Genomic DNA, 20,847 nt, shown 5'->3' on the forward strand with positions numbered 1-20,847 from the left:
ATACCGGACAAGACAGCAGGCACCCGTATCGAGGGCGGGGGCACCGGGATATCTCACACCCGGCGCCCCGCCCCTGACCGGTTAGTTCTCCGGGACGCGCTGTCCCTTGCTGAGCACGGTGAGGCCGGACTCGGTCACGGTGAACCCGCGGCTGAGGTCCAGTTCCCGGTCCACGCCCACGGTGGCGCCGGCGGGGATGCGTACGTTCTTGTCGATAATCGCCCTTCGGACCACCGCGCCCTCACCCACGTGCACCTTGTCCATCAGCACTGAGTCGGTCACCTCGGCGTTGGAGGCCACGTAGACGTCCTGCGCCAGCACGGAACCGGTCACTGTGCCGCCGGAGATCACGGTGCCGTCGGACACGATCGAGTCGATGGCGGATCCGGCCTGGTCGGAAGCGCTGCGGACGAACTTGGCGGGCGGGGAAATGCTCTGCCGCGTGTAGATGGGCCACTTCAGGTTGTACAGGTTGAACGCCGGCAGCGGCGAAATCAGGTCCATGTTGGCGTCGTAGTAGGAATCCAGGGTGCCGACGTCGCGCCAGTACTGGTGGTCGCTGCCGGTGGCGCCGGGAATGATGTTCCGGGTGAAGTCGTAAACGGCAGCGTCGCCGCGTTCGACGAAGTAGGGAATGATGTCCCCGCCCATGTCGTGCTTGGTGACCAGGCGTTCCTCGTCCCACTCCAGCGCCGAGACCAGGGCGTCGGTGTTGAAGACGTAGTTGCCCATGGAGGCCAGGAAGCTGCCGGGATCATCGGGCAGCCCGGGGGTGGTCTCCGGCTTTTCCACGAACGCAGCGATGCGCTCCGGGTTTTCGGAATCGGTTTCGATCACGCCGAACTGGTCCGCCAGGTGCAGCGGCTGCCGCACTGCGGCTACGCTGACCGACGCGCCGGAGGCAATGTGCGCCTCGACCATCTGGGAGAAGTCCATGCGGTACACGTGGTCGGCGCCGATGACGACGACGATGTCCGGCTGGGCGTCCTCAATCAGGTTCATGGACTGGTAGATGGCGTTCGCGCTGCCCAGGAACCAGCTCTTGCCCACTCGCTGCTGCGCGGGCACGGAAGCTACATAATTCTGCAGCTGGGTGGAAAGCCGCCAGGTTTCAGAAATATGCCGATCCAGGCTGTGGGATTTGTACTGGGTCAGGACCACGATCTGCAGGTAGCCGGAGTTCACCAGGTTTGAAAGTGCGAAGTCGATGAGGCGGTAACGTCCGGCAAAGGGAACCGCCGGTTTAGCCCGATCTGCTGTGAGCGGCATTAGCCGTTTACCCTCGCCGCCCGCGAGAACTACTGCCAGGACCTTCTTAGGCGCCATTGTCTTGAACCTCTTCCGAAAATAAGTCTACTGACTTCAGACTAGATCACTGGTTGCCCGGTGCACTACGTTGGTTTAGTGCGAGTAGATATTGTGTCGAAGGAATTCCCGCCGGAAATCTACGGAGGAGCAGGCGTTCACGTTGCCGAGCTCAGCCGGGTCCTGGCCGGAGAAGTAGATCTCCATGTGCATTGTTTCGGTGCCCCGCGCCCCGAAGATTTCCACGGAGCCAAAGTAAAAAGTTATGCAGTGCCGGCGGAACTCCAGTCCGCGAATCCTGCCGTGCAGACCCTCGGGACGGACCTCGAAATCCTCGGCGGACTGGCCGGCGCGGACCTGGTCCATTCACATACCTGGTATGCCAATATGGCCGGCCACCTGGGATCGCTGCTGCACGGCGTTCCGCACGTGCTCAGCGCCCACAGCCTGGAGCCGCTGCGTCCGTGGAAGGCCGAGCAGCTCGGCGGGGGATACGCCGTCTCCTCCTGGGTGGAGAAAACCGCCTACGAGGCAGCCGCCGCCATCATCGCCGTCTCCGAGGGCATGCGCCAGGACATCCTGCGCAGCTACCCTGACGTGGACCCGGGCCGGGTTCGGGTGGTCCACAACGGCATCGATGTGCAGCAGTGGCAGCCGGACATCGACCCCGACGGCGTCCGTGCCTTCGACATTGATCCGGACCGTCCCAGCGTGGTCTTCGTCGGCCGCAACACCCGCCAGAAGGGTGTGCCCTACCTGCTGCGCGCTGCGGCACTGCTGCCGCCGGAGGTCCAGCTGGTGCTGTGCCTCGGCGCAGCTGACACGCCTGAACTGGCTGCGGAAACCGCCGTGCTGATCGAGGAACTGCGGCGCACCCGCACCGGCGTCGTGGTGATTGAGCGTATGCTGCCGCGCGCCGAGCTGATCAAGGTCCTCTCCATCGCCACCGTGTTCGCCTGCCCGTCGGTCTACGAGCCGCTGGGCATCGTGAACCTCGAGGCAATGGCCTGCGGCACCGCCGTCGTCGCCAGCGCCACCGGAGGTATCCCCGAAGTCGTCGATACCGGCGTCACCGGGCTGCTGGTGCCCATTGAGCAGGTCACCGACGGGACCGGCACGCCGCTGGACCCGGAGAAATTCGTGCGGGACTTCGCTGCTGCGCTGACCGAAGTGGTGACGGATCCGGAGCTGGCCCGGCGGATGGGCGAGGCAGGCCGGATCCGGGCCACCGAGCGGTTCTCCTGGGAATCCATCGCCGAGGAGACCCTCGCGGTGTACCGCTCCGTCCTGGCCTAGGCCGGGGGATCCGAACGCCGAAAGGCGCCGTCGCAGCTGCGTCGGCGCCTTTTGGCTGTACCGGTGCGCAACCTCCGCCGCACAGGGTCCCACCGTTTGGTGCTCCTGTGAACGCTGTGACCCCGACGGACAACACAGGCCCCACCTACTGGGACGCTGTGCGGACGCTCAACCCCGTGCCCCGGCCGGAACGCAGAAAGGGCGCCACCGCACAGTGCGTGCGACGGCGCCCGTTCGGCTTTCAGAGACCTGGGAGACCCGGAGGGACCCCTACTTCCGGCCGGACTTCTTCTGCTCGGCCTTCCGGCGGGCAATCAGGACCTTTTCGTCCACCGGCGCGGCGCCGCTGGCACGCAGCAGGCGCTGGTACTCCATCGCCTCGTCCTGGCGGACCTTCTCTGCGCCCGAGGCAATCTTGGCCCGCAGGTGCTCCTGGCCGTAGCCGAACGAGTCGACCAGGTCCAGGGCGTGCGGACGGATCTTGGCCAGCAGGCGGTTGATGTACGGGCCCAGGGTGCGGGCACGCTGTGCGGACAGGCGCCCGTTCATGAGGTACCAGCCCACGTTCTTTTCAATCAGGCACAGCCCGAACAGGTCGCGGACCCACGTCATGACCTGCCGCGTGCCGGCGTCCTCGATCCGGTCCAGCCCCCGGGTGAAGGCCTCCCACTGGAGCAGTTCTGCGTGGGCACGCGCGGCTTCGATCAGGGCGTGCTGGTTCTCGTTGAACACGGCCGCGCCCTTGTCCTTCGGCAGCCCGCGGGCTTCCTTGAGTGCAGTGGCCACTTCCGCCACCATGGTGCCCACGCGGTCCGCCAGCAGGTCATGCTGGGTGCGCGGATCGCGCAGGGCGATGGCGGATTTCTTCTCCGAGCCGGAGTCACGGAAGGACTGGGCAATCCTGCGCAGGCCGGTGCGGTGCAGGGTCACGTCCGTGGCCTGTCCCACCACGTAGCGGGCAAGCACGCCGAAGTCCGCCCCGGCGAATTCCTTGGCGTAATCAGCCAGCAGGCGCTTGGCAACCAACTGCAGCAGCACCGTGTTGTCACCCTCGAAGGTGGCATAGATATCCAGGTCCGCGCGCAGGGCGGTGAACCGGTTCTCGGCCAGGAACCCGGCGCCGCCGGTGGCTTCCCGGCATTCCTGCAGTGTGTCCAGGGCGTGCCAGGTGGACAGGGACTTCAGGCCCGCGGCAAGGGTTTCCAGGTCCTGGCGGTCTGCGTCGGTGTCATGCGCACCGGAGAAGACGTCGTCGAACTTATGCAGCAGTTCCTCGTGGGCGAAGGCGGCAGCGAACGTGGTGGCCAGCAGGGGGAGCAGCCGGCGCTGGTGCTGCTGGTAGTCCATTAGCACCTCTTCCTTGATGTCGGAAGCACCGTTGAACTGTCGGCGCTCGGTGCCGTACTGGATGGCCGTCTTCAGCGCCAGCTTGCTCGCGTTGACCGCTGCGCCGTCGAGCGAAACGCGGCCCTGCACCAGGGTGCCGATCATGGTGAAGAAGCGGCGGCCGGGGCTCTCGATATCGGACGTGTAGGTGCCGTCCGCGGCGACGTCGCCGTACTTGTTGAGCAGGTTGGTCCGGGGGATGCGCACGTTGGAGAAGTGCAGCCGGCCGTTGTCGATGCCGTTCAGCCCGCCCTTGATGCCGTCATCCTCACCGCCGATGCCGGGCAGGAACCCGTTGTCGTCGCGAAGCTCCACATAGAACGCGTGCACTCCGTGGTCCACACCCTGGGTGATGAGGTGGGCGAAGACGACGGCGGCCTTGCCGTTGACGGCGCCGTTGCCGATGTAGTCCTTCCAGGCGGCACGGAAGGGGGTGTTGATGATGAATTCTTCGGATGCGGGGTCATACTCCGCGGTGGTGGCGATGCTGGCAACGTCGGAACCGTGGCCGGTCTCCGTCATCGCGAAGCAGCCGGGGGTCTCCAGGCTCATGATGCCGGGCAGCCACTTTTCGTGGTGCTCCCGGTTGCCCAGGTGCATCACCGCGGAGCCGAAGAGACCCCACTGGACGCCGGCCTTGATCTGCAGGGACGGATCGGCCACTACGAGTTCGGTGAAGCCCGCGACGTTTGCGCCGTGGCTGTCTTCGCCGCCCACGTACTTGGGGAACGCGCCGTGGACGGACTTGCTCTCCACCAGGATCTTCAGCTGGTCCATGACCCGCTCACGGTGCTCGGTGTACGTCAGCCCCGCGGGCGTCTGCATGGCTTCCATGCCGGCGATTTTGCGGGCCGCGAGCCGCTTCTCGGCCCATTTGCCGAGCAGGACCCGGCCGAGCGACTCGACGTCGACGACGGCGGCATCATTGTCGCTGATCGTGGCGCTGGCCGGGAGCTGCCGTTCGGTGGGGGAAAGTGTTTGCGTCATTGCGTTTCCTTCTCGTGGGTGGAGGGAGTAGCTGGAGGGGTCGGGAGCGGATGCCCCCGGTCGTAGCCGATGCCGTCAAAGAGCCAGGCGGTCAGCTGGTCGGTCATTTGTTCTTCGGTCGGCTTCCCGGGGCCGGGGGGAGCGGCAATCCAGCGCTCACCGGCTGCCCGGATCATCCCGAGTGCCGCCGTGGGCCAGTACTGCGCGGTAGCGCTGGCCTCGGGCGGAACCTCCCGGCCTGCCAGGTAGTGGCGCATGGCCGAGTCCATCATTGCGGTGATGGTTTCGAAGAAGGAGGAGAGGGTGCTGTCAGTCTGTCCCGGTCCGCCGTCGGCCAGCTGGCCGGTCACGAACAGGTAGACGTTGGGGGAGGTTTCGGCCATCTGCAGGTAAGCGGAGACCATGGCACGCAGGCCCGATCTGGCGGACGGGGCGGTACGGCCTGCATCCAGGATCTTTTCCTGCATCCGGGCCACCGCCATTTCGCCCATGGCCTTCTGCAGTCCGGCCTTGTCCCCGAAGTAGCGGTAGAACACGGACTTCGATGTTCCGGAAGCTGCTGCGATCTCTTCCATCGACGCCGCGCAGCCCAGGGTGTGGACGGCCCGGCGTGCCGTCTTGATGAGGGTACGACGGCGCTCGGCCCGGTGCGCTTCCCAGCGGAGGGCGCGGCCGTCCGCGGCCGGGGACGGCGCGGAAGGATCTTCCAGTACGTTGTTCACGATACTGAGCGTATCAGGTACGCTGGGTTACAGTAACTGGCGTCACACCAACCCCCATGGACTCCCAAGGAGAACGACGAATGGCTGCACAGCCTGAACCCGCACGAGCTACACCCACGAACAACGGCGCCGGGTCTTCGGTGCGCAAGGCGGTTGTGATCGGCGGAAACCGCATTCCCTTCGCCCGCTCCGGCGGCAAGTACACCTACAGCTCCAACCAGGACATGCTCACGGCGGCCCTCGACGGGCTGATTGCGCGTTTCGGCCTGCAGGGCGAGCGGATCGGCGAAGTAGCCGGCGGAGCCGTCCTCAAGCACTCCCGCGACTTCAACCTGACCCGCGAGGCGGTCCTGGGCTCGGCACTGTCGCCGGAAACCCCCGCCTATGACGTGCAGCAGGCCTGTGCCACGGGCCTTGAGACGGTGGTCAGCCTGGCGAACAAGATCAAGCTGGGACAGCTTGAATCCGCCATTGCCGGCGGCGTCGACTCCGCCTCGGACGCACCCATCGCCGTGAGCGAAGGCCTCCGCCGTGCGCTGCTGGACCTCTCCCGCGCCCGGACCACCAAGCAGAAGCTGGCTGCGGTCGCCAAGATCCGACCCAAGGACCTGTCCCCGAATGCCCCGTCCACGGGCGAACCGCGCACCGGACTGTCCATGGGCGAGCACCAGGCCCTGACCACCGCCCAGTGGAAGATCACCCGCGAAGCCCAGGACGAGCTGGCCTACAACAGCCACCGCAACATGGCCGCCGCCTACGACCGCGGTTTCTTCGATGACCTCGTCACCCCGTACCGCGGCCTGGCAAAGGACGCCAACCTGCGTCCCGACACCACCATGGAAAAGCTTGCCAAGCTCAAGCCCGCCTTCGGCAAGTCCCTGGGCGATGACGCCACCATGACCGCCGGCAACTCCACCCCGCTGACCGACGGCGCTTCGGTGGTGCTGCTGGGCTCCGAGGACTACGCCCGCGAACACGACCTGCCGATGCTGGCGAACATCGTGGACGCCGAAGCCGGCGCCGTCGACTTCGTGCACGGCAAGGACGGGCTGCTGATGGCCCCGGCCTTCGCCGTTCCCCGCCTGCTGGCCCGCCACAACCTGACCTTCGATGACTTCGATTTCTTCGAAATCCACGAGGCCTTCGCCGGAACCGTCCTCTCCACCCTGGCCGCCTGGGAGGACGAGGAATTCTGCCGGACCCGCCTGGGCCTGGACGCCCCGCTGGGCAGCATTGACCGCAGCAAGCTCAACGTCAACGGTTCCTCGCTGGCCGCCGGCCATCCGTTCGCCGCCACCGGCGGACGCATTGTCGCCTCGCTGGCCAAGATGCTGCACGAAAAGGGTTCGGGCCGCGGCCTGATCTCCATCTGCGCTGCCGGCGGCCAGGGCCTCGTCGCGATCCTCGAGGCACACTGACCATGAGCGACACTTACCTGAACCTCGTCAACAGCGGTTTCACTAAGGAACTGTCCAAGAAGCTCGGCCTGCCCCGGCCGGCCATCCTGCGGCGTTTCGACCCGGCCAAGCCCCTGGTGCCGGGCCCGGTCCTCGTGCTCGGCAAGAGCGCTGCGGCCGATGACCTCTCCCGGCTGCTCCTTGGCTGGGACCAGGACGTCCGCCGGCACGCCACGCCCAAGGAAAAGCTCGGCGCCATCCTGATCGTGCTCGACGACGCCGCGGCGCCGACGGACCTGGGCGAACCTACCCTGGCCGCCGGCGCAGCCCTGCGGGACCTCGCTCCCGGCGGACGGGTCATCACCGTTTCCCGGCCCGCCGCGGAAGCCCAGGACCCGGCAGCCGCAGCGGCCCGCCAGGGTGTCGACGGCACGCTGCGCTCCATTGCGCACGAACTGCGCGGCGGTGCGACGGCCAACGGCATCGTGCTGGCCAACGGCGTACAGGCAACCGCGCCCTCGGTGGCAGCCGCACTGCGGTTCCTGCTCTCGGGCAAGAGCGCCTACGTCAGCGGCCAGTTCATCACCGTCGGTTCCGACGCCGGTGAACTTCCGGCGGACTGGAACGCGCCTCTCGCCGGCAAGGTCGCCGTGGTAACCGGTGCCGCACGCGGCATCGGTGCGGCCATCGCCCGCGTGCTGCACCGCGACGGCGCATCCGTGATCGTGGTGGACGTGCCGGCCGCAGGGGAGCAGCTGGCGAAGGTGGCCAACGAAATCTCCGGTACCGCGCTCCAGGTCGATATCACCCGCGAGGACGCCGCAGACCGCATCCTCACCCACGCCGTCGAACGCTACGGGCACCTGGACATCGTGATCCACAACGCCGGTATCACCCGCGACAAGCTGCTGGCCAACATGGACGAAGCCCGCTGGGGCTCGGTCATCGCCGTCAACATTGCCTCCCAGCTGCGGATGAACGAAACCTTCCTCGCCTCGGCCGGCTTCAGCCCGGAAGGCCGCATCGTCTCGCTGGCCTCCACCAGCGGCATTGCCGGCAACCGCGGCCAGACCAACTACGCAGCCTCCAAGGGCGGCGTCATCGGCATGGTCCGCGCCACCGCACCGCTGCTGGCACCGCGCGGCGGCTCGATCAACGCCGTCGCGCCGGGCTTCATTGAAACCGACATGACCGCTGCCATTCCAGCACTTACCCGGCAGGTAGCCCGCCGGCTGTCCAGCCTGCAGCAGGGCGGCCTGCCCGTGGATGTGGCCGAAACCATTTCCTTCCTCGCCTCCGACTCCGCGGCCGGCGTCAACGGCCAGGTAGTGCGGGTCTGCGGTCAGAACATGGTGGGCGCATGACCGACACCCAGCTGAGCGAGATTCCCACGCTCGGGCGGCTTTACGCAGGTGCGGTGGGGAGCGCAGCGAAGTCGCGCCTGTCACCGTCGAAGGCCGCGGGGACGCTGACGGCGGACCGGCACGTGGTCCGCGGCGCGTCCGTGGACCTGGCCCGGCTCACCGATTTCCAACGCCTGGTCCAGCACAGCGCCAGCGACTACCTGCCCACCGGATACGTGCACACCTTCGCGTTCCCGGTGGCCATGAGCCTGATGGCGCGCGAGGACTTCCCGCTGCCCCTGCTGGGCATGGTGCACCTGCGCAATGAGGTGCAGCATCTGCGGCCGATCCACTACGGCGAAGCGCTGACGGTGACGGCCTGGGCCGAGAACCTCGCCGGGCACCGTGCCGGCACCCAGGTGGAACTCGTCGCGGAGGTCTCTGTCGAGGCCGGCGGCAGCCCGGAAACCGTTTGGCGGGGCCGGTCCACCTATCTGGCCAAGGGCGTCTTCCTGCCGAAGTTCGACCGCCCGGACAAGTCTGCGGTGCGCGCGGAATTCGTTCCTCCGCTCCCGACGGCGCTGTGGCGCCTGGGCGCCGACGCCGGACGCAACTACGCCCGGGTCTCCGGCGACTTCAACCCCATCCACCTGAGCCGCCTGTCGGCGAAGGCACTGGGCATGAAGCAGTCCCTGGCCCACGGCATGTACCTGGCCTCCAGGGTGGTCGCGGATACCGTGCAGACCCACGAGGGCCCGTTCCAGTGGAGCATCGACTTCGAGGCTCCGGTGTTCCTGCCGGCCACCGTGGCCGTGGCCATCTCGGATGACCAGACGCCCGAGGGTTGGGCCGGTTCCACCTTCACGGGCTGGAATCCGCGTTCGCAGCGCCGGCACTTCACCGGTTCGGTGGCTCCGCTGGATCCGGATGGTGCGGGCTCCAACGGATTTGGCGCCGCAACCCGGGCCTGAGCACACCTCAGTCAAAGCCCGTCCGCCTCCGGCAACGCCCGGCAGCGGACGGGCTTCGATGCGCCCTGATGCTAAGGTTCCCTCATGATTGATGCTGCCGGCCTGCTGGTTGCCGCCAAGGAACTCGACGCCGCCGACCCCCTCGCGGGCTACCGGGACCGGTTCCTGCCGGCAGAGGGAGTCCGGGCGTATCTGGACGGAAATTCGCTGGGCCGCCCGCTCCGCGCCACCGCCGAAAACCTGCAGGACTTCATCTCCCGCCAGTGGGGCGGACGGCTGATCCGAGGCTGGGACGAGCAGTGGCTCGAGCTGCCCGGCCGGATCGGCGACGCACTCGGCGAGGTGGCGCTCGGCGCCGCCCCCGGACAGTGCATCGTGGCGGATTCCACCACTGTGCTGCTCTACAAACTGGCCCGCGCCGCCGTCGCCGCCCGCCCCGGCCGGTCCGAGATCCTGCTCGATGCCGACAATTTCCCGACGGACCGGTACGTCCTGGAAGGCGTGGCCCGCGAATGCGGGCTGACCCTGCGCTGGGTGTCAGCCGACTACGCCGGCGGAGTGAGCGCCGAAGCGGTGGCGGACGCCGTCGGCCCGCAGACGGCGCTGGCCGTATTCAGCCACGTGGCCTACCGCTCCGGCTACCTTGCCGATTCAGCGGCAATCAACCAGATTGTGCACGACGCCGGCGGGCTGGTCCTGTGGGACCTGTGCCATTCGGTGGGCGCCGTACCGGCCGAGCTGGATGCCGAGGGCGCGGACTACGCCGTCGGCTGCAGCTACAAGTACCTCAACGGCGGGCCGGGCGCGCCGGCCTGGGCCTACGTGGCCGCCCGCCACCAGTCGGACTTCTCCCAGCCCATCCAGGGCTGGCTGGGTTCCAGTGACCCGTTCGGCATGGCGCAGGGCTATGTTCCGGCCGAGGGCATCCGCCGCCTGGTCTCGGGCACCCCTCCCATCCTGGGCATGCTCGCCATGCAGGACATGATTGCCCTGATCCGGGAGGCCGGCATGGACGCCGTCCGCGCGAAGTCGCAGGCGCTTACCGAGTACGCCGTCGCAGCTGTGGACGCGCTGCTGGCGCCGCGCGGCGTCGTGCTGGCCTCGCCGCGCGATCCGGAGCGCCGCGGCAGCCACATCACCGTCGACCATCCGAAGTTCAAAGCGGTGACCGCCGCGCTCTGGGAGCAGGGGATCATTCCGGACTACCGCAATCCGGACGGCATCCGGCTGGGCCTGTCGCCCCTGTCCACGTCCTTTGTGGAGACCTTCACCGGAATCGAAGCGGTGCTGGCCGAGCTCCAGGGCTAGCCAGGCCTCACGCCTGGCCGGCTTTGACCGCCAGAACCGGGCAGGAAGCCTCCAGCAGCACACGCTGGGAAGTGCTGCCCAGGAAAAGCTTGCCCACCGGCGTCCGGTGCCGGATCCCCAGCACCACCAGGCGGGCACCGTGGTCCTGGGCAGCCTTCAGGATTTCCTCGGACGCATCAAAATCCCCCGTAGGGTGAAGCAGGACGTGGGAAACCCCGCTGCCCTCCAGGACGCCGGTCAGCGTCTGCAGATAGTCCGGGGTATGTTCCTGCCGCGGCTTGCGCGTGCTCTCCACATTGACCACCACGAGTCCGGTGGCCAGGTCCCGGGCCGCGCGGAGCGCAGCTCGCAGCGCTGTTTCCCCCTCCGGCGTGGGGACGTATCCGACGACGACGCTCATGGCTTCCTTCTTCCTGCCTGCTTCATCGCTGGCACTCAACTCAGCTGCGTGGGGTCGCTGAAACGGGTTTTACGCGCCTTGACCGCCCGGTTCCAGATCCAGGTGAGGACCCACAGCACCAGTCCGAGCAGCAGCAGCAACCCGGCAATCCGGTACTCGATGGCGTCCTGCGCCCAAGGACCAAGCAGGAAGGCGCAGGTTGCGGCACCGATGAAGGGCATGATGCCGGGGGAGCGGAAGTGCGGCCGGTCCACCGGTGTTCGGCGCAGGACGATGCACGCGATGTTCACCACCGTGAAGACGGCCAGCAGGAGGAGCGCGGTGGTTCCGCCAAGCGCCGTCACAGTTTCCCGGCCCATGAAGTTGGTGACCACGATGATCAGGCCCGCTGCGATGGCCGTCGTGAAGACGATGGATGCCCAGGGAGTGCGGCGTCCGGGGAGGACGGCGGACAGTGCGCGGGGCAGGACGTCCTGCTTTGCCATGCCGTAGAGCAGGCGGCTGGCCATCAGCATGTTGATCAGGGCGGTATTGGCCACGGCAAAGATGGACAGGAAAGGATAGATGGTGTCCACGGGGAGGTTGGGGGCGCCGGCGCGCACCACTTCCAACAGCGGGGTGGCGGATTCGGACAGTTGGCCCACCGGCACCACGGCCACGGCTGCGATGGACACCAGGAGATAGACGGAGACCGTGATGGTCAAGCCGGTCAGCATGACCTTCGGGAAAATCCGGGACGGGTCGCGGGTCTCTTCCGCCATGTTCACCGAGTCTTCAAAACCGACCATGGAGAAGAAGGCCAGGGCGGTGGCGCCGGTAAGGGCCAGGAACACGCTCTTGCCGGTTTCGGTTTCAAACACGACCACCCGGGAGAAGTCCGCGTTGCCCTGGCTCATGGCCCAGAACCCGATGGCGATCACGATCAGGAGCCCGGTCAGCTCAATGGCCGTCAGGACGATGTTGAACTTCACGCTTTCTGCGGCACCCCGCAGGTTGACCACGGCCAGCAGCAGCATGAAGGTGACAGCGACCGCCGTGACCCCGGTCTGCCCCCACTCGAGCTGAAATCCGACTATGAAGTTCTCGGCAAGGAATTTCGACGCCGTGGACGCGGAAGTAATCCCGGAGCAGAGCACCCCGAAGGTCACGAGGAAGGTCAGGAAATGCACCCCGAAGGCCTTATGCGTGTAGAGGGCCGCACCGGCGGCCTGCGGATACTTCGTCACCAGTTCCAGGTAGGACAAGGCAGTAATCGTCGCCACCGCGAAGGCGAGCAGGATCGGCGCCCAGGCTGCGCCTCCGATCTCTCCGGCCACCTGTCCGGTCAGGGCATAGACGCCGGTGCCCAGGATGTCGCCGACAATAAAGAGCAGCAACAGCTTGGTGCCCATGACCCGCTTGAGCTCGGGCTGGACGGTTTCCGCCTTGATGTCAGCCATGGCTGTCCTTCCGGACGTTCAGGGATGCCGCGTTGGTCGGTATTCTGCGCGGTGCCGCCGTCTTTAGGCAATGGGCTGCGCTGACGGTTTACCCGGGTGCCGCGGGAATTACCCGGACTGCACCGATCCGCCGTCCCCGCACGCCGAGTACCTCGAGCCGGCAGTCCGGACCCTGCACCGTGTCGCCGGGCCGGGCCATCCGGCCCAGCCGCTCCAGGATGTACCCGGCCACCGTTTCATACTGGCCCTCGGGGAGGCCCACACCTGTCAGCCGTTCGAACTCCTGCAGGATGAGTGCACCGTCCACCACCAGCTGTCCCTTTTCCCTGCGGTAACGGTCCTCGGGGTCCCGGCCCGTGTCGTACTCGTCGTAGATTTCACCGACCAGTTCCTCCACCAGGTCTTCCAGCGTGACAATGCCGTCAGTGCCGCCGTATTCATCCGCCACTATCGCGATATGGCTGTTCTCCCGGCGCATCCTGCCCAGGGACGGCAGGACTGCTGCAGTCCCCGGCAGGAACAGCACGGGCCGCAGGATGTCGGCTACGGTGCGTTCATCCGGACCGGCCACGTCCGGGTCCGGCATCAGGTCCCGGACGTGGATGAAGCCCAGGACGTCGTCCACCGATGCACCGGTTACCGGGTACCGGGAATAGGGCAGGTTCCGTACCCGGCGCCGGGCTTCTTCCAGCGGAAGGTCCGCCCGGATGAACACCACTTCGGTCCGGGGACGCATCACCTCCTGCACCAGTCTGGTGCGTGCTCCGAAGACGTCAGAGAGGATCCGGCGGCTGTCGTCGGCCAGCATGGGGCTTGCCGCCACCATGTCCCAGAGTTCCTGGCTGCTGACCGGCACGGTCTTTACATTTGGATTTCCGCCCAGCAAACGCACCACGGAATCGGTCGAGAAGGACAGGAGCCGGATGGCGGGGCGCATCAGTACCGCAAACACGTTCAGTGCGGGGGAGAGGATCCGGGCGTAGAGGACGGCATTCTGCATGGCCAGCCGCTTGGGCACCAGTTCCGAGAACACCAGGGACAGGTAAGCCACAACGAGGGTCAGCAGGATGAACGCCGTTGCCTCCGCCGCGGACCCGGGCAGCCCCCACTGCCGCAGCAGCGGAACAGCCGCCGGTGCCAGGGCCGAGGCACCGTAGGCGGCCGAAAAGAAGCCGGTCAGGGTCACGCCGATCTGAACGGCAGACAGGAAGAGGTTGGGGTTGCGGGCCAGTTGGGCGGTGCGCCTGCCCTGCTTTCCGCTACGCTCCATGCCGCTGATCTGGCTCTCGCGGAGCGAGACCAGCGCCATCTCCGTGCCGGCGAAGATCCCGCCCAGCAGGATGAAGAAAACCACGAGCAGGAGATTGAAAACCACGCCGCCGTCCATACCCAGAGGGTACCGGTGCACGGCGGCGCATTGACCCCCCTCCGCCGGGGGGAAGAAAATGGGACGGTAACAGTCTGTTCCGACACAGCTGCGGCCGGCCGCCAGGCCGGGCGCAGAGCGTACCAGTGAAAGCGGTCGGCACCATGAGCACTGTCCCACACCCCGCAGCGACCTCCGGCTGGACCAACTGGATCCGTTTTGCCGGCGTCATCCTGCTTGTGAACGGAATCTTCAGCGTTGTGGTGGCCCTCGCCGCGCTGGTCGGGTCCAACACCTACTACGCGGTGGTGGAGGGCGACCTGCTGCTCTTTGATACCACCGGCTGGGGCTGGTGGAACATGGTCCTCGGCATTTTCCTGATTGCCACCGCCTTCGGGCTGTTCGCCTCCGCTACATGGGCCCAGGTTGTCGGAGTGGTGCTGGCTGTGCTCAGCGCCGTCGTGCAGCTGCTGCTGGTGCCCGTGCAGCCTTGGTGGTCCCTGATCGTTATCTCCATTGACGTCTTGATCATCTACGCGCTTGTTGCGCACGGCCATGAGCACCGGCCGGCACCTGCGCCTCCGCGTTAGTCCGGCTCACAACTGCAAGAGGTTATAGCCGGCCAGGAACACCCCGATCGCCAGTGCTGCCGCCGCGGTAATGCTGCGGCCCTTGCGCTGCAGCCAGGCGGACAGGGCCGCCAGCTGGGTCCGGGAACGGTCAGGGGAGCGCAGCCAGGTGGTGATCGGTACGACGACGGCGGACTGGGCCACCACGGCATACGCCAGGACCAGTACGGTGGCTTCCACGGGCGGCAGGTTCCGCACGCCGATCAGCGCTCCGGCGCTTACCGCGAGCAGTACCGCCTTCGGCCGCAGGTTCATGCCCGCACCCAGGGCGGCGAACTCCCAGACCCGTGCGGACTCCAACCTCGTCCGGAGCTTCTCCACCCTGCCGGTGCGGACCTTTGGTTTTGTCCGGAACAGGTAGAGCGCGTAAATGACCAGTGCGGCGCCGGCCAGGATGCCGAGGAACGCCGGAAACGCCACCTGGTCCAGGGTCGGCCGTGCCGGCAGGAAACGCAGGCCTGCCGCCGACAAGCCGACCACTGCGATCGATCCGGCAAGGCTGCCGGACAGGAACGGCAGCGCACCCCGCCGAGGCGTGGGAGAGAGCAGAATCATGATCGTGATGCTGACCGGCACCGAGCTCAGCGCCCCGGCAAGGGCAAAGGACACCAGGCTGGCGACGATGCTCAGCACGGAGCACCGCCCCGGGCGGGAAGTGCAGGTGTGCAAACGGCCGGCGCAGGCACCCCGTCACGCCGCAGGCGCATCACCGCGGCGGGGACGGCCCGCGCCACGGCGCGCCCGGATTGCTGCGTCTTCCTGCGCCAGGAGGGGATCCAGGTCCTTCCGGTCTCCGGTGGCGGCCCGCCACCAGGAGAGGGACGGATCGGAGTCCAAAAGAATGGTCCGGGTGAGCAGGGTCAGGGGAACTGCGAGGATGGCGCCGACCGGGCCCAGGACCACGGCCCAGAACAGGACCGAGATGAAGGTCAGTGTCTCGCTGAGGTTCACCGCGTTGCCCACGTACCTGGGCTGCACGATTGACTGGACCACGGCGTTGATTCCGCCGAAGACAATAACCACAACGGCCACGGTCGGCCAGCCGCCGGTGAGGTACCCGAAGAACAGCGGCGGAACGATGGCAATGAAGTATCCGACGTTCGGAATGAAGCTGCAGATGAATGAGAGCAGGCCCCAAAGCAGCGCCCCCGGCACATCGAGGATCACGAGGACCAGCCAGTTGAACAGCCCCTGGGCCACCCCCAGGACGGTGGTGGCGACCATGTAGCGGCGGACACCGGATGCGAAGTCTTCCAGCGCTGAAACCAGTGCAGGCCGGTGGGCCCTCAAATGGATCAGCAGTGCCGGGGTCCTGGATCCGTCGACGGCCATCAGGATCAGCAGGGTCAGGATAATGACCAGGGCGGTGACCAGGTTCGTAACATTTCCCAGCAGTCCGCTGACGAAGCCGATCAGGCGGCCGGGGTTGAAGCTGTCCTCGACGGCCTGCACCTGTTCCGCGCCGAATCCTGCCGCTGTCAGCAGGCTGGAGATGGAGGCCCCGGCCTGGGCGATCTGCGGAGCGAACTGGGGCAGCAGCGCGGAGAACTGCGCCAGTGCAGCTACCAGGACGGCGGCGAAACCCGCCAGCAGGGCGAAAACGGCAGCGATTGCGCTTCCGGTGGCAAGGCCCCGGGGAATGCCGCGCCGCTGCAGCCACTGCCGCAGCGGATGTACGCAGAGGGTCAGCACCAGGGCAAGAAAGGCGGGGGTGAAAATCCCGCTGACGGCGGCAAGGCCGAAAGCGGCAATCGCCGCCCCGGCCAGGGTGAGCAGGATGACGGCGCTGCGTGGAAAAGCTGGAACCGCAGCGGCCGGACCGGTTTCCGCTGTGCCTGCTGACATAGCGGTCCTCCTTTTGCCTTGACACAGTCTAGGCAGCGCTGAGGGCCGGCCAGAAGGGACGCGGCGGTTTTCCGGCCACGCCGCACAGAGGTGGTTATTGTCACACTCGGCGGCGGGATCCGGACAAACAAAAAAGTCCTCCCGGAATCCGTAGATTCCAGGAGGACTTCACTGTGCGCGGAGGGGGACTTGAACCCCCACCCTCGTTAGAGGACTAGCACCTCAAGCTAGCGCGTCTGCCATTCCGCCACCCGCGCTTGGGTGATCTCCACAGGCTCTTCAGTTGTTCAAAAGCTGTGGAAGCAACGGGAAAAACTCTAACACGGTTTAGGCGTGAACCACGAATCGGCCCAAGCCGGGGGCCCGTTGGCGTTCCGTTGCCCGGAAATACGGCCCATCCTCCCGTTGCTCTGGCTAAGCTGGCTGCACAGTTCATCGAAGGAGAAGCCCCATGCCTACAGACGTCCGAGCCGAGCAGCCCCGCGCCGAAGACGAGGTGGCCCGGATCTGCCAGGAGCTCATCCGTTTCGACACCTCCAACTTCGGCGACAACTCCGGCCCGGGGGAGCGTGCCGCCGCGGAGTACACCGCCGGACTGATCGAAGAAGCCGGGTTGTCCGCGGATCTCTTCGAGTCTGCCCCCGGACGCGCCTCCGTGGTCACGCGGATGGAGGGCACCGATTCCTCCCTGCCCGCCCTCGTGGTCCACGGCCACCTTGACGTGGTTCCGGCGCAGAAAGAGGACTGGACCGTGGACCCGTTCAGCGGCGAGGAACGCGACGGCCTGATCTGGGGCCGCGGGGCCGTGGACATGAAGGACATGGATGCCATGATCCTGTCCGTGATGCGTTCCATGGCCCGCACCGGAACACGTCCGCGGCGGGACATTGTCTTCGCGTTCTTCGCCGACGAAGAAGCCGGAGGCGACTACGGCGCACGCTGGGCCGTGGAACACCGCCCGGAACTGTTCGACGGCGCCACGGAGGCCATCTCCGAGGTGGGCGGATTCTCGGCCACCATCGGCGGGAAGCGGACGTATCTGCTGCAGACAGCGGAAAAGGGCATCTCCTGGCTGCGGCTGGTCGCCCACGGCCGTGCCGGGCACGGTTCCCAGATCAACACCGACAACGCGGTCACCCGGCTGGCCCGCGCCGTCGCCAATATCGGCAGCCATCCCTGGCCCATCGAACTGACGGACACTACCCGTGCCTTCCTGGACGGCGTCACCGAACTCACCGGCGTCGAGTTCGATCCGGAGAACCCGGACCGGATCCTCGCCGAACTGGGCACCGTTGCCCGGTTTGTAGGCGCCACCCTGCAGAACACCTCCAACCCGACCGTGTTGAAGGCCGGGTACAAACACAACGTCATCCCCGGCACCGCCGAGGCCCTGATCGATGCCCGGACCCTGCCCGGGCAGGAGGAACAGGTGCTGGCCACTATCCGGGAACTTGCCGGCGAAGGCATCGACATCAGCTACGAGCACCAGGACGTGTCCCTCGAAGTGCCGTTCAAGGGCAACCTGGTCGACTCGATGATCTCCGCCCTGCAGGCAGAGGATCCGGGGGCTCCGGTGCTGCCCTACACGCTTTCGGGCGGCACGGACAACAAGTCCCTCAGCCGGCTGGGCATCACCGGGTACGGCTTCGCCCCGCTGCGCCTGCCTGAGGACCTGGACTTCACCGGCATGTTCCACGGCGTCGATGAACGGGTTCCGGTGGACTCCCTGAAGTTCGGCACCCGGGTCCTGTCCCGACTGCTGACCGATTACTGATCCCTTCCCCGCCTTTCGAAGGAGAACACCTTGCCGGCCCCCGCCGATATCCTCACCCCGGAACTGCTGGAGCGCCTGCGCTCCCGTGCCGCAGGCTATGACGAAACCAACAGCTTCTTCACCCAGGACCTGGAAGACCTGCGCGCCGCGGGCTACCTCGCCCTGTTCACCTCCAAGGATGAGGGCGGGGCCGGATTGGGAATTCCCGACGTCGTCTCCTGCCAGCGGCTCCTGGCAGCCGCCGCCCCGGCGACGGCACTGGCAGTGAACATGCACCTGGTCTGGTGCGGCGTCGCGCATCTGCTCAAGCTGGCGGGAGACCACTCGCTGGACTTCGTCCTTCGAGAGGCGGCGGCGGGCGAGCTGTTTGCCTTCGGGGTGTCCGAGCCCGGGAACCCCGCCGTGCTCTTCGATTCGCACACCGCGGCCCGTCCGACGGGCGACGGCGGCTACGCCTTCACCGGCACCAAGATCTTCACCAGCCTGTCCCCGGCATGGACCCGGCTGGGAATCTTCGGGAAGGACTCGTCGGACCCGGAGGAGCCGCGGCTGGTCTTCGGATTTGCCGACCGCGGAACCGGGGGCATCACCATCGCGGATGACTGGGACACCATGGGCATGCGGGCCAGCCAATCCTGCACCACCCGCCTGGACAACGCAGTGGTGCCGGCGGCACGGATGGTCCGCTCGACGCCGGTGGGGCCGCACCGCGATGCCTTTGTCTTCGGAATTTTCGCCTTGTTCGAGACCCTGCTGTCCGCCGTCTATACGGGCATCGGGGACCGCGCCGTGGAGTTGGCCGTCGAGGCCGCCTCCGGCCGTGTCTGGCGCGAGGGCGCTCCGGCGTCGTCGGACCCCGCTACCCGTTGGAAGATTGCCGACGCCGCGCTCCGGATGGACGGCGTCCATCTGCAGCTCGGGGCTGTGGCACGGGATCTCGAGGACGGTACCGACCACGGCGACTACTGGTTCCCGCTGCTTTCCGGCTTGAAGTACCGGACCACCGAAACGGCGCGCGGCGTGGTGGAGACCGCGGTCCGGGTTGCGGGCGGGCGCAGCTATTTCCGGGGCTCCGAGCTGGAACGGCTCTACAGGGACGTCCTCGCCGGGATGTTCCACCCCTCAAGCGAGGATTCGGTGCACGGCAGCGTGGCCAACGCGGTCCTGGGTCCGGTGGAGTAAGGAAGGCCGGAGGCTAGGCGGTCCGCTGGACGCGGAGGACTCTTCGGCGCAGCCAGAACCGCCGTCCGCCGCCGCTGTAAATGCGGCTGCGGTGCAGTTCCCACTTGCCGTATTCTGCGTGCTCGACGAGGCGGCGCCTGGCGTCGGGCAGCGATTCGTTCGGGTCCACCGACACCACTAGGTACTCGTAGTCCCGGGAATTTTCGCGCCGGCGGGAGACATCAGGTGCAAGAATTTGTTCGCGCATTTCCCTCCAATTTTCCCTACTTTACCGATAACGTCTAGGTCATGAGCATAGATCCGCGCGTCGCGCTCCAGTCCCTTGTCACTGCGTTCGAGGAACACCTCGCGGCTGCGGCCGCACGGCGCGGTGAAAAGGATCCGATGGTCGAAAGCGCGTACCTGGCCATTGCCGATGCCTTCGAAGTCTATGAGGAAGTGCTTTACGACGCCTACGGCGAAGTGACACCGCTGGAGATCTACGAAGACGATGAGGACGAAGGCGACTACGACGAGGTGGACGAGGTGGACGAAGTCCTGGAGGATCCGGGCTCCGGAGACCAGGGCAACGGCAACCCGCTGGGACGCTCAGCCAACCGGTAGCGGTCACCCAGGGTGAACGGCTGCGTCGCAGGAGTCAATTAGAGTCTTAGGTGTGAATTGGTTTGAAGCGATCTTCCTTGGCCTGATCCAGGGCCTGACAGAGTTCCTCCCCATCTCCTCCAGCGCACACCTGCGCATCGTGGGGGAGTTGCTGCCCGGAGCCCAGGACCCGGGAGCGGCCTTTACCGCCATTACCCAGCTCGGCACGGAAACCGCCGTCGCGGTGTATTTCTGGAAGGACATTGTCCGGATCATCAAGTCCTGGTTCGGCTCCCTGTTCGGCCGGGTACCGCGCAATGATCCGGATGCCCGCATGGGCTGGCTGATCATCATCGGCACCATCCCCATCGTGGTCCTGGGCCTGCTCTTCCAGGACCAGATCGAAAGCACCTTCCGCAGTCTCTGGATTGTCGCCACCATGCTGATTGTCTTCGGCATCATCCTGGCGGTGGCTGACACGGTCGGCCGCCAGCAGCGCAAACTGGACCAGCTCACCTATCGGCACGGCATCCTGTACGGCTTTGCCCAGGCCCTGGCACTGATTCCCGGCGTTTCCCGGTCAGGCGGCACCATTACCGCGGGCCTGCTCATGGGCTACACCCGAGAGGCGGCCGCCCGGTATGCCTTCCTGCTGGCCATTCCCGCGGTGTTCGGCAGCGGGCTGTTCCAGCTGGTCAAGTCGCTGGACGAGCCCATGCCCTACACCGCCCTGCAGACCGGCGCCGCTACGGTGGTCGCCTTCGTTGTGGGCTTCATCATCATCGGCTGGTTCCTGCGTTACGTCTCCACCCGCAGCTACCGCCTCTTCGTCTGGTACCGCATCCTCCTCGGCATCTGCATCTACCTCCTGCTGGGCTTCGGCGTCCTTACCGCCTAGCCGTGCCCGTTAGAGTG

General features: G+C 66.6%; 19 protein-coding genes and 1 tRNA gene. 10 read left to right on the top strand and 10 right to left on the bottom strand.

Features of this window, described 5'->3' with window-relative positions; translation table 11 throughout:
• Positions 1-81 precede the first annotated feature (81 nt).
• Positions 82-1,326 carry a glucose-1-phosphate adenylyltransferase gene (gene glgC, locus N2K99_RS08620; protein WP_308036379.1) on the bottom strand — a complete coding sequence of 415 codons (1,245 nt, stop codon included), beginning with the start codon at positions 1,324-1,326 and terminating at the stop codon, positions 82-84.
• A gap of 78 nt (positions 1,327-1,404) precedes the next feature.
• Between glgC and glgA the strand changes: the two genes are divergently transcribed.
• On the top strand, positions 1,405-2,601 hold the full coding sequence (gene glgA, locus N2K99_RS08625) for a glycogen synthase (RefSeq protein ID WP_227933512.1): 1,197 nt from the start codon (positions 1,405-1,407) through the stop codon (positions 2,599-2,601).
• A 270-nt stretch (positions 2,602-2,871) separates the two neighbouring features.
• On the opposite strand, the gene N2K99_RS08630 is transcribed toward glgA, so the two are convergent.
• Together N2K99_RS08630 and N2K99_RS08635 are read right to left on the bottom strand one after the other, a co-directional pair.
• Entirely contained in the window at positions 2,872-4,974 is a 2,103-nt protein-coding gene (locus tag N2K99_RS08630) for an acyl-CoA dehydrogenase (protein WP_227921635.1), read from the bottom strand.
• Positions 4,971-5,696 (bottom strand): TetR/AcrR family transcriptional regulator, encoded by a 726-nt coding sequence (locus N2K99_RS08635; protein WP_308036380.1) that lies wholly within the window; start codon positions 5,694-5,696, stop codon positions 4,971-4,973. The genes N2K99_RS08630 and N2K99_RS08635 overlap by 4 nt, the downstream gene beginning before the upstream one ends.
• An 80-nt stretch (positions 5,697-5,776) precedes the next feature.
• Between N2K99_RS08635 and N2K99_RS08640 the strand changes: the two genes are divergently transcribed.
• The 4 genes from N2K99_RS08640 to N2K99_RS08655 all read left to right on the top strand — a co-directional run bounded on the left by N2K99_RS08640 (position 5,777) and on the right by N2K99_RS08655 (position 10,715).
• A complete protein-coding gene (locus N2K99_RS08640) occupies positions 5,777-7,114 on the top strand; it encodes an acetyl-CoA C-acetyltransferase (RefSeq protein WP_227933513.1) in 1,338 nt (445 codons plus the stop codon).
• A gap of 2 nt (positions 7,115-7,116) precedes the next feature.
• A complete protein-coding gene (locus tag N2K99_RS08645; protein ID WP_227933514.1) occupies positions 7,117-8,457 on the top strand; it encodes a 3-oxoacyl-ACP reductase in 1,341 nt (446 codons plus the stop codon).
• On the top strand, positions 8,454-9,407 hold the full coding sequence (locus tag N2K99_RS08650) for a MaoC/PaaZ C-terminal domain-containing protein (protein ID WP_227933515.1): 954 nt from the start codon (positions 8,454-8,456) through the stop codon (positions 9,405-9,407). The genes N2K99_RS08645 and N2K99_RS08650 overlap by 4 nt, the downstream gene beginning before the upstream one ends.
• 84 nt (positions 9,408-9,491) lie before the next feature.
• A complete protein-coding gene (locus N2K99_RS08655) occupies positions 9,492-10,715 on the top strand; it encodes a kynureninase (RefSeq protein WP_227933516.1) in 1,224 nt (407 codons plus the stop codon).
• 7 nt (positions 10,716-10,722) lie between these two features.
• Here N2K99_RS08655 and N2K99_RS08660 read toward each other — a convergent pair whose 3' ends face one another.
• From N2K99_RS08660 to N2K99_RS08670, 3 genes are all read right to left on the bottom strand, one after another.
• A complete protein-coding gene (locus tag N2K99_RS08660) occupies positions 10,723-11,154 on the bottom strand; it encodes a universal stress protein (RefSeq protein WP_308036381.1) in 432 nt (143 codons plus the stop codon).
• A complete protein-coding gene (locus tag N2K99_RS08665) occupies positions 11,151-12,554 on the bottom strand; it encodes an APC family permease (protein ID WP_227921622.1) in 1,404 nt (467 codons plus the stop codon). The genes N2K99_RS08660 and N2K99_RS08665 overlap by 4 nt, the downstream gene beginning before the upstream one ends.
• Positions 12,555-12,642: 88 nt before the next feature.
• A complete protein-coding gene (locus N2K99_RS08670) occupies positions 12,643-13,941 on the bottom strand; it encodes a hemolysin family protein (protein ID WP_227933517.1) in 1,299 nt (432 codons plus the stop codon).
• A gap of 143 nt (positions 13,942-14,084) precedes the next feature.
• Here N2K99_RS08670 and N2K99_RS08675 point away from each other — a divergent pair, with 143 nt between their 5' ends.
• The gene (locus tag N2K99_RS08675) at positions 14,085-14,510 is read left to right on the top strand and encodes a hypothetical protein (RefSeq protein ID WP_227933518.1); all 426 of its coding nucleotides are present in this window, start codon (positions 14,085-14,087) and stop codon (positions 14,508-14,510) included.
• Between the two features lie 6 nt (positions 14,511-14,516).
• Here the strand turns inward: N2K99_RS08675 and N2K99_RS08680 are convergent, their stop codons facing one another.
• From N2K99_RS08680 to N2K99_RS08690, 3 genes are all read right to left on the bottom strand, one after another.
• The gene (locus N2K99_RS08680) at positions 14,517-15,182 is read right to left on the bottom strand and encodes a GAP family protein (RefSeq protein WP_227921619.1); all 666 of its coding nucleotides are present in this window, start codon (positions 15,180-15,182) and stop codon (positions 14,517-14,519) included.
• Positions 15,183-15,239: 57 nt separating this feature from the next.
• On the bottom strand, positions 15,240-16,394 hold the full coding sequence (locus N2K99_RS08685) for an AI-2E family transporter (RefSeq protein ID WP_227933519.1): 1,155 nt from the start codon (positions 16,392-16,394) through the stop codon (positions 15,240-15,242).
• A gap of 174 nt (positions 16,395-16,568) precedes the next feature.
• Positions 16,569-16,651: transfer RNA gene (locus N2K99_RS08690), tRNA-Leu, on the bottom strand.
• A 194-nt stretch (positions 16,652-16,845) separates the two neighbouring features.
• Here N2K99_RS08690 and N2K99_RS08695 point away from each other — a divergent pair.
• Together N2K99_RS08695 and N2K99_RS08700 are read left to right on the top strand one after the other, a co-directional pair.
• Positions 16,846-18,168, top strand: a complete 1,323-nt coding sequence (locus N2K99_RS08695) for a M20/M25/M40 family metallo-hydrolase (RefSeq protein ID WP_227933520.1) — start codon at positions 16,846-16,848, stop codon at positions 18,166-18,168.
• 30 nt (positions 18,169-18,198) lie between these two features.
• The gene (locus N2K99_RS08700; RefSeq protein ID WP_227921612.1) at positions 18,199-19,350 is read left to right on the top strand and encodes an acyl-CoA dehydrogenase family protein; all 1,152 of its coding nucleotides are present in this window, start codon (positions 18,199-18,201) and stop codon (positions 19,348-19,350) included.
• A gap of 13 nt (positions 19,351-19,363) precedes the next feature.
• Here N2K99_RS08700 and N2K99_RS08705 read toward each other — a convergent pair whose 3' ends face one another.
• Entirely contained in the window at positions 19,364-19,597 is a 234-nt protein-coding gene (locus N2K99_RS08705) for a DUF5703 family protein (RefSeq protein WP_227921610.1), read from the bottom strand.
• 41 nt (positions 19,598-19,638) lie between these two features.
• On the opposite strand from N2K99_RS08705, the gene N2K99_RS08710 reads away from it, so the two are divergent.
• Together N2K99_RS08710 and N2K99_RS08715 are read left to right on the top strand one after the other, a co-directional pair.
• The gene (locus N2K99_RS08710) at positions 19,639-19,953 is read left to right on the top strand and encodes a hypothetical protein (protein ID WP_227933521.1); all 315 of its coding nucleotides are present in this window, start codon (positions 19,639-19,641) and stop codon (positions 19,951-19,953) included.
• Positions 19,954-20,005: 52 nt separating this feature from the next.
• Positions 20,006-20,830, top strand: coding sequence for an undecaprenyl-diphosphate phosphatase (locus N2K99_RS08715; protein ID WP_227921605.1), 825 nt, complete (start codon positions 20,006-20,008; stop codon positions 20,828-20,830).
• Positions 20,831-20,847 lie beyond the last annotated feature (17 nt).

The sequence above is a fragment of the Arthrobacter sp. zg-Y1110 genome (assembly GCF_025244865.1).
Lineage (GTDB): Bacteria > Actinomycetota > Actinomycetes > Actinomycetales > Micrococcaceae > Arthrobacter_B.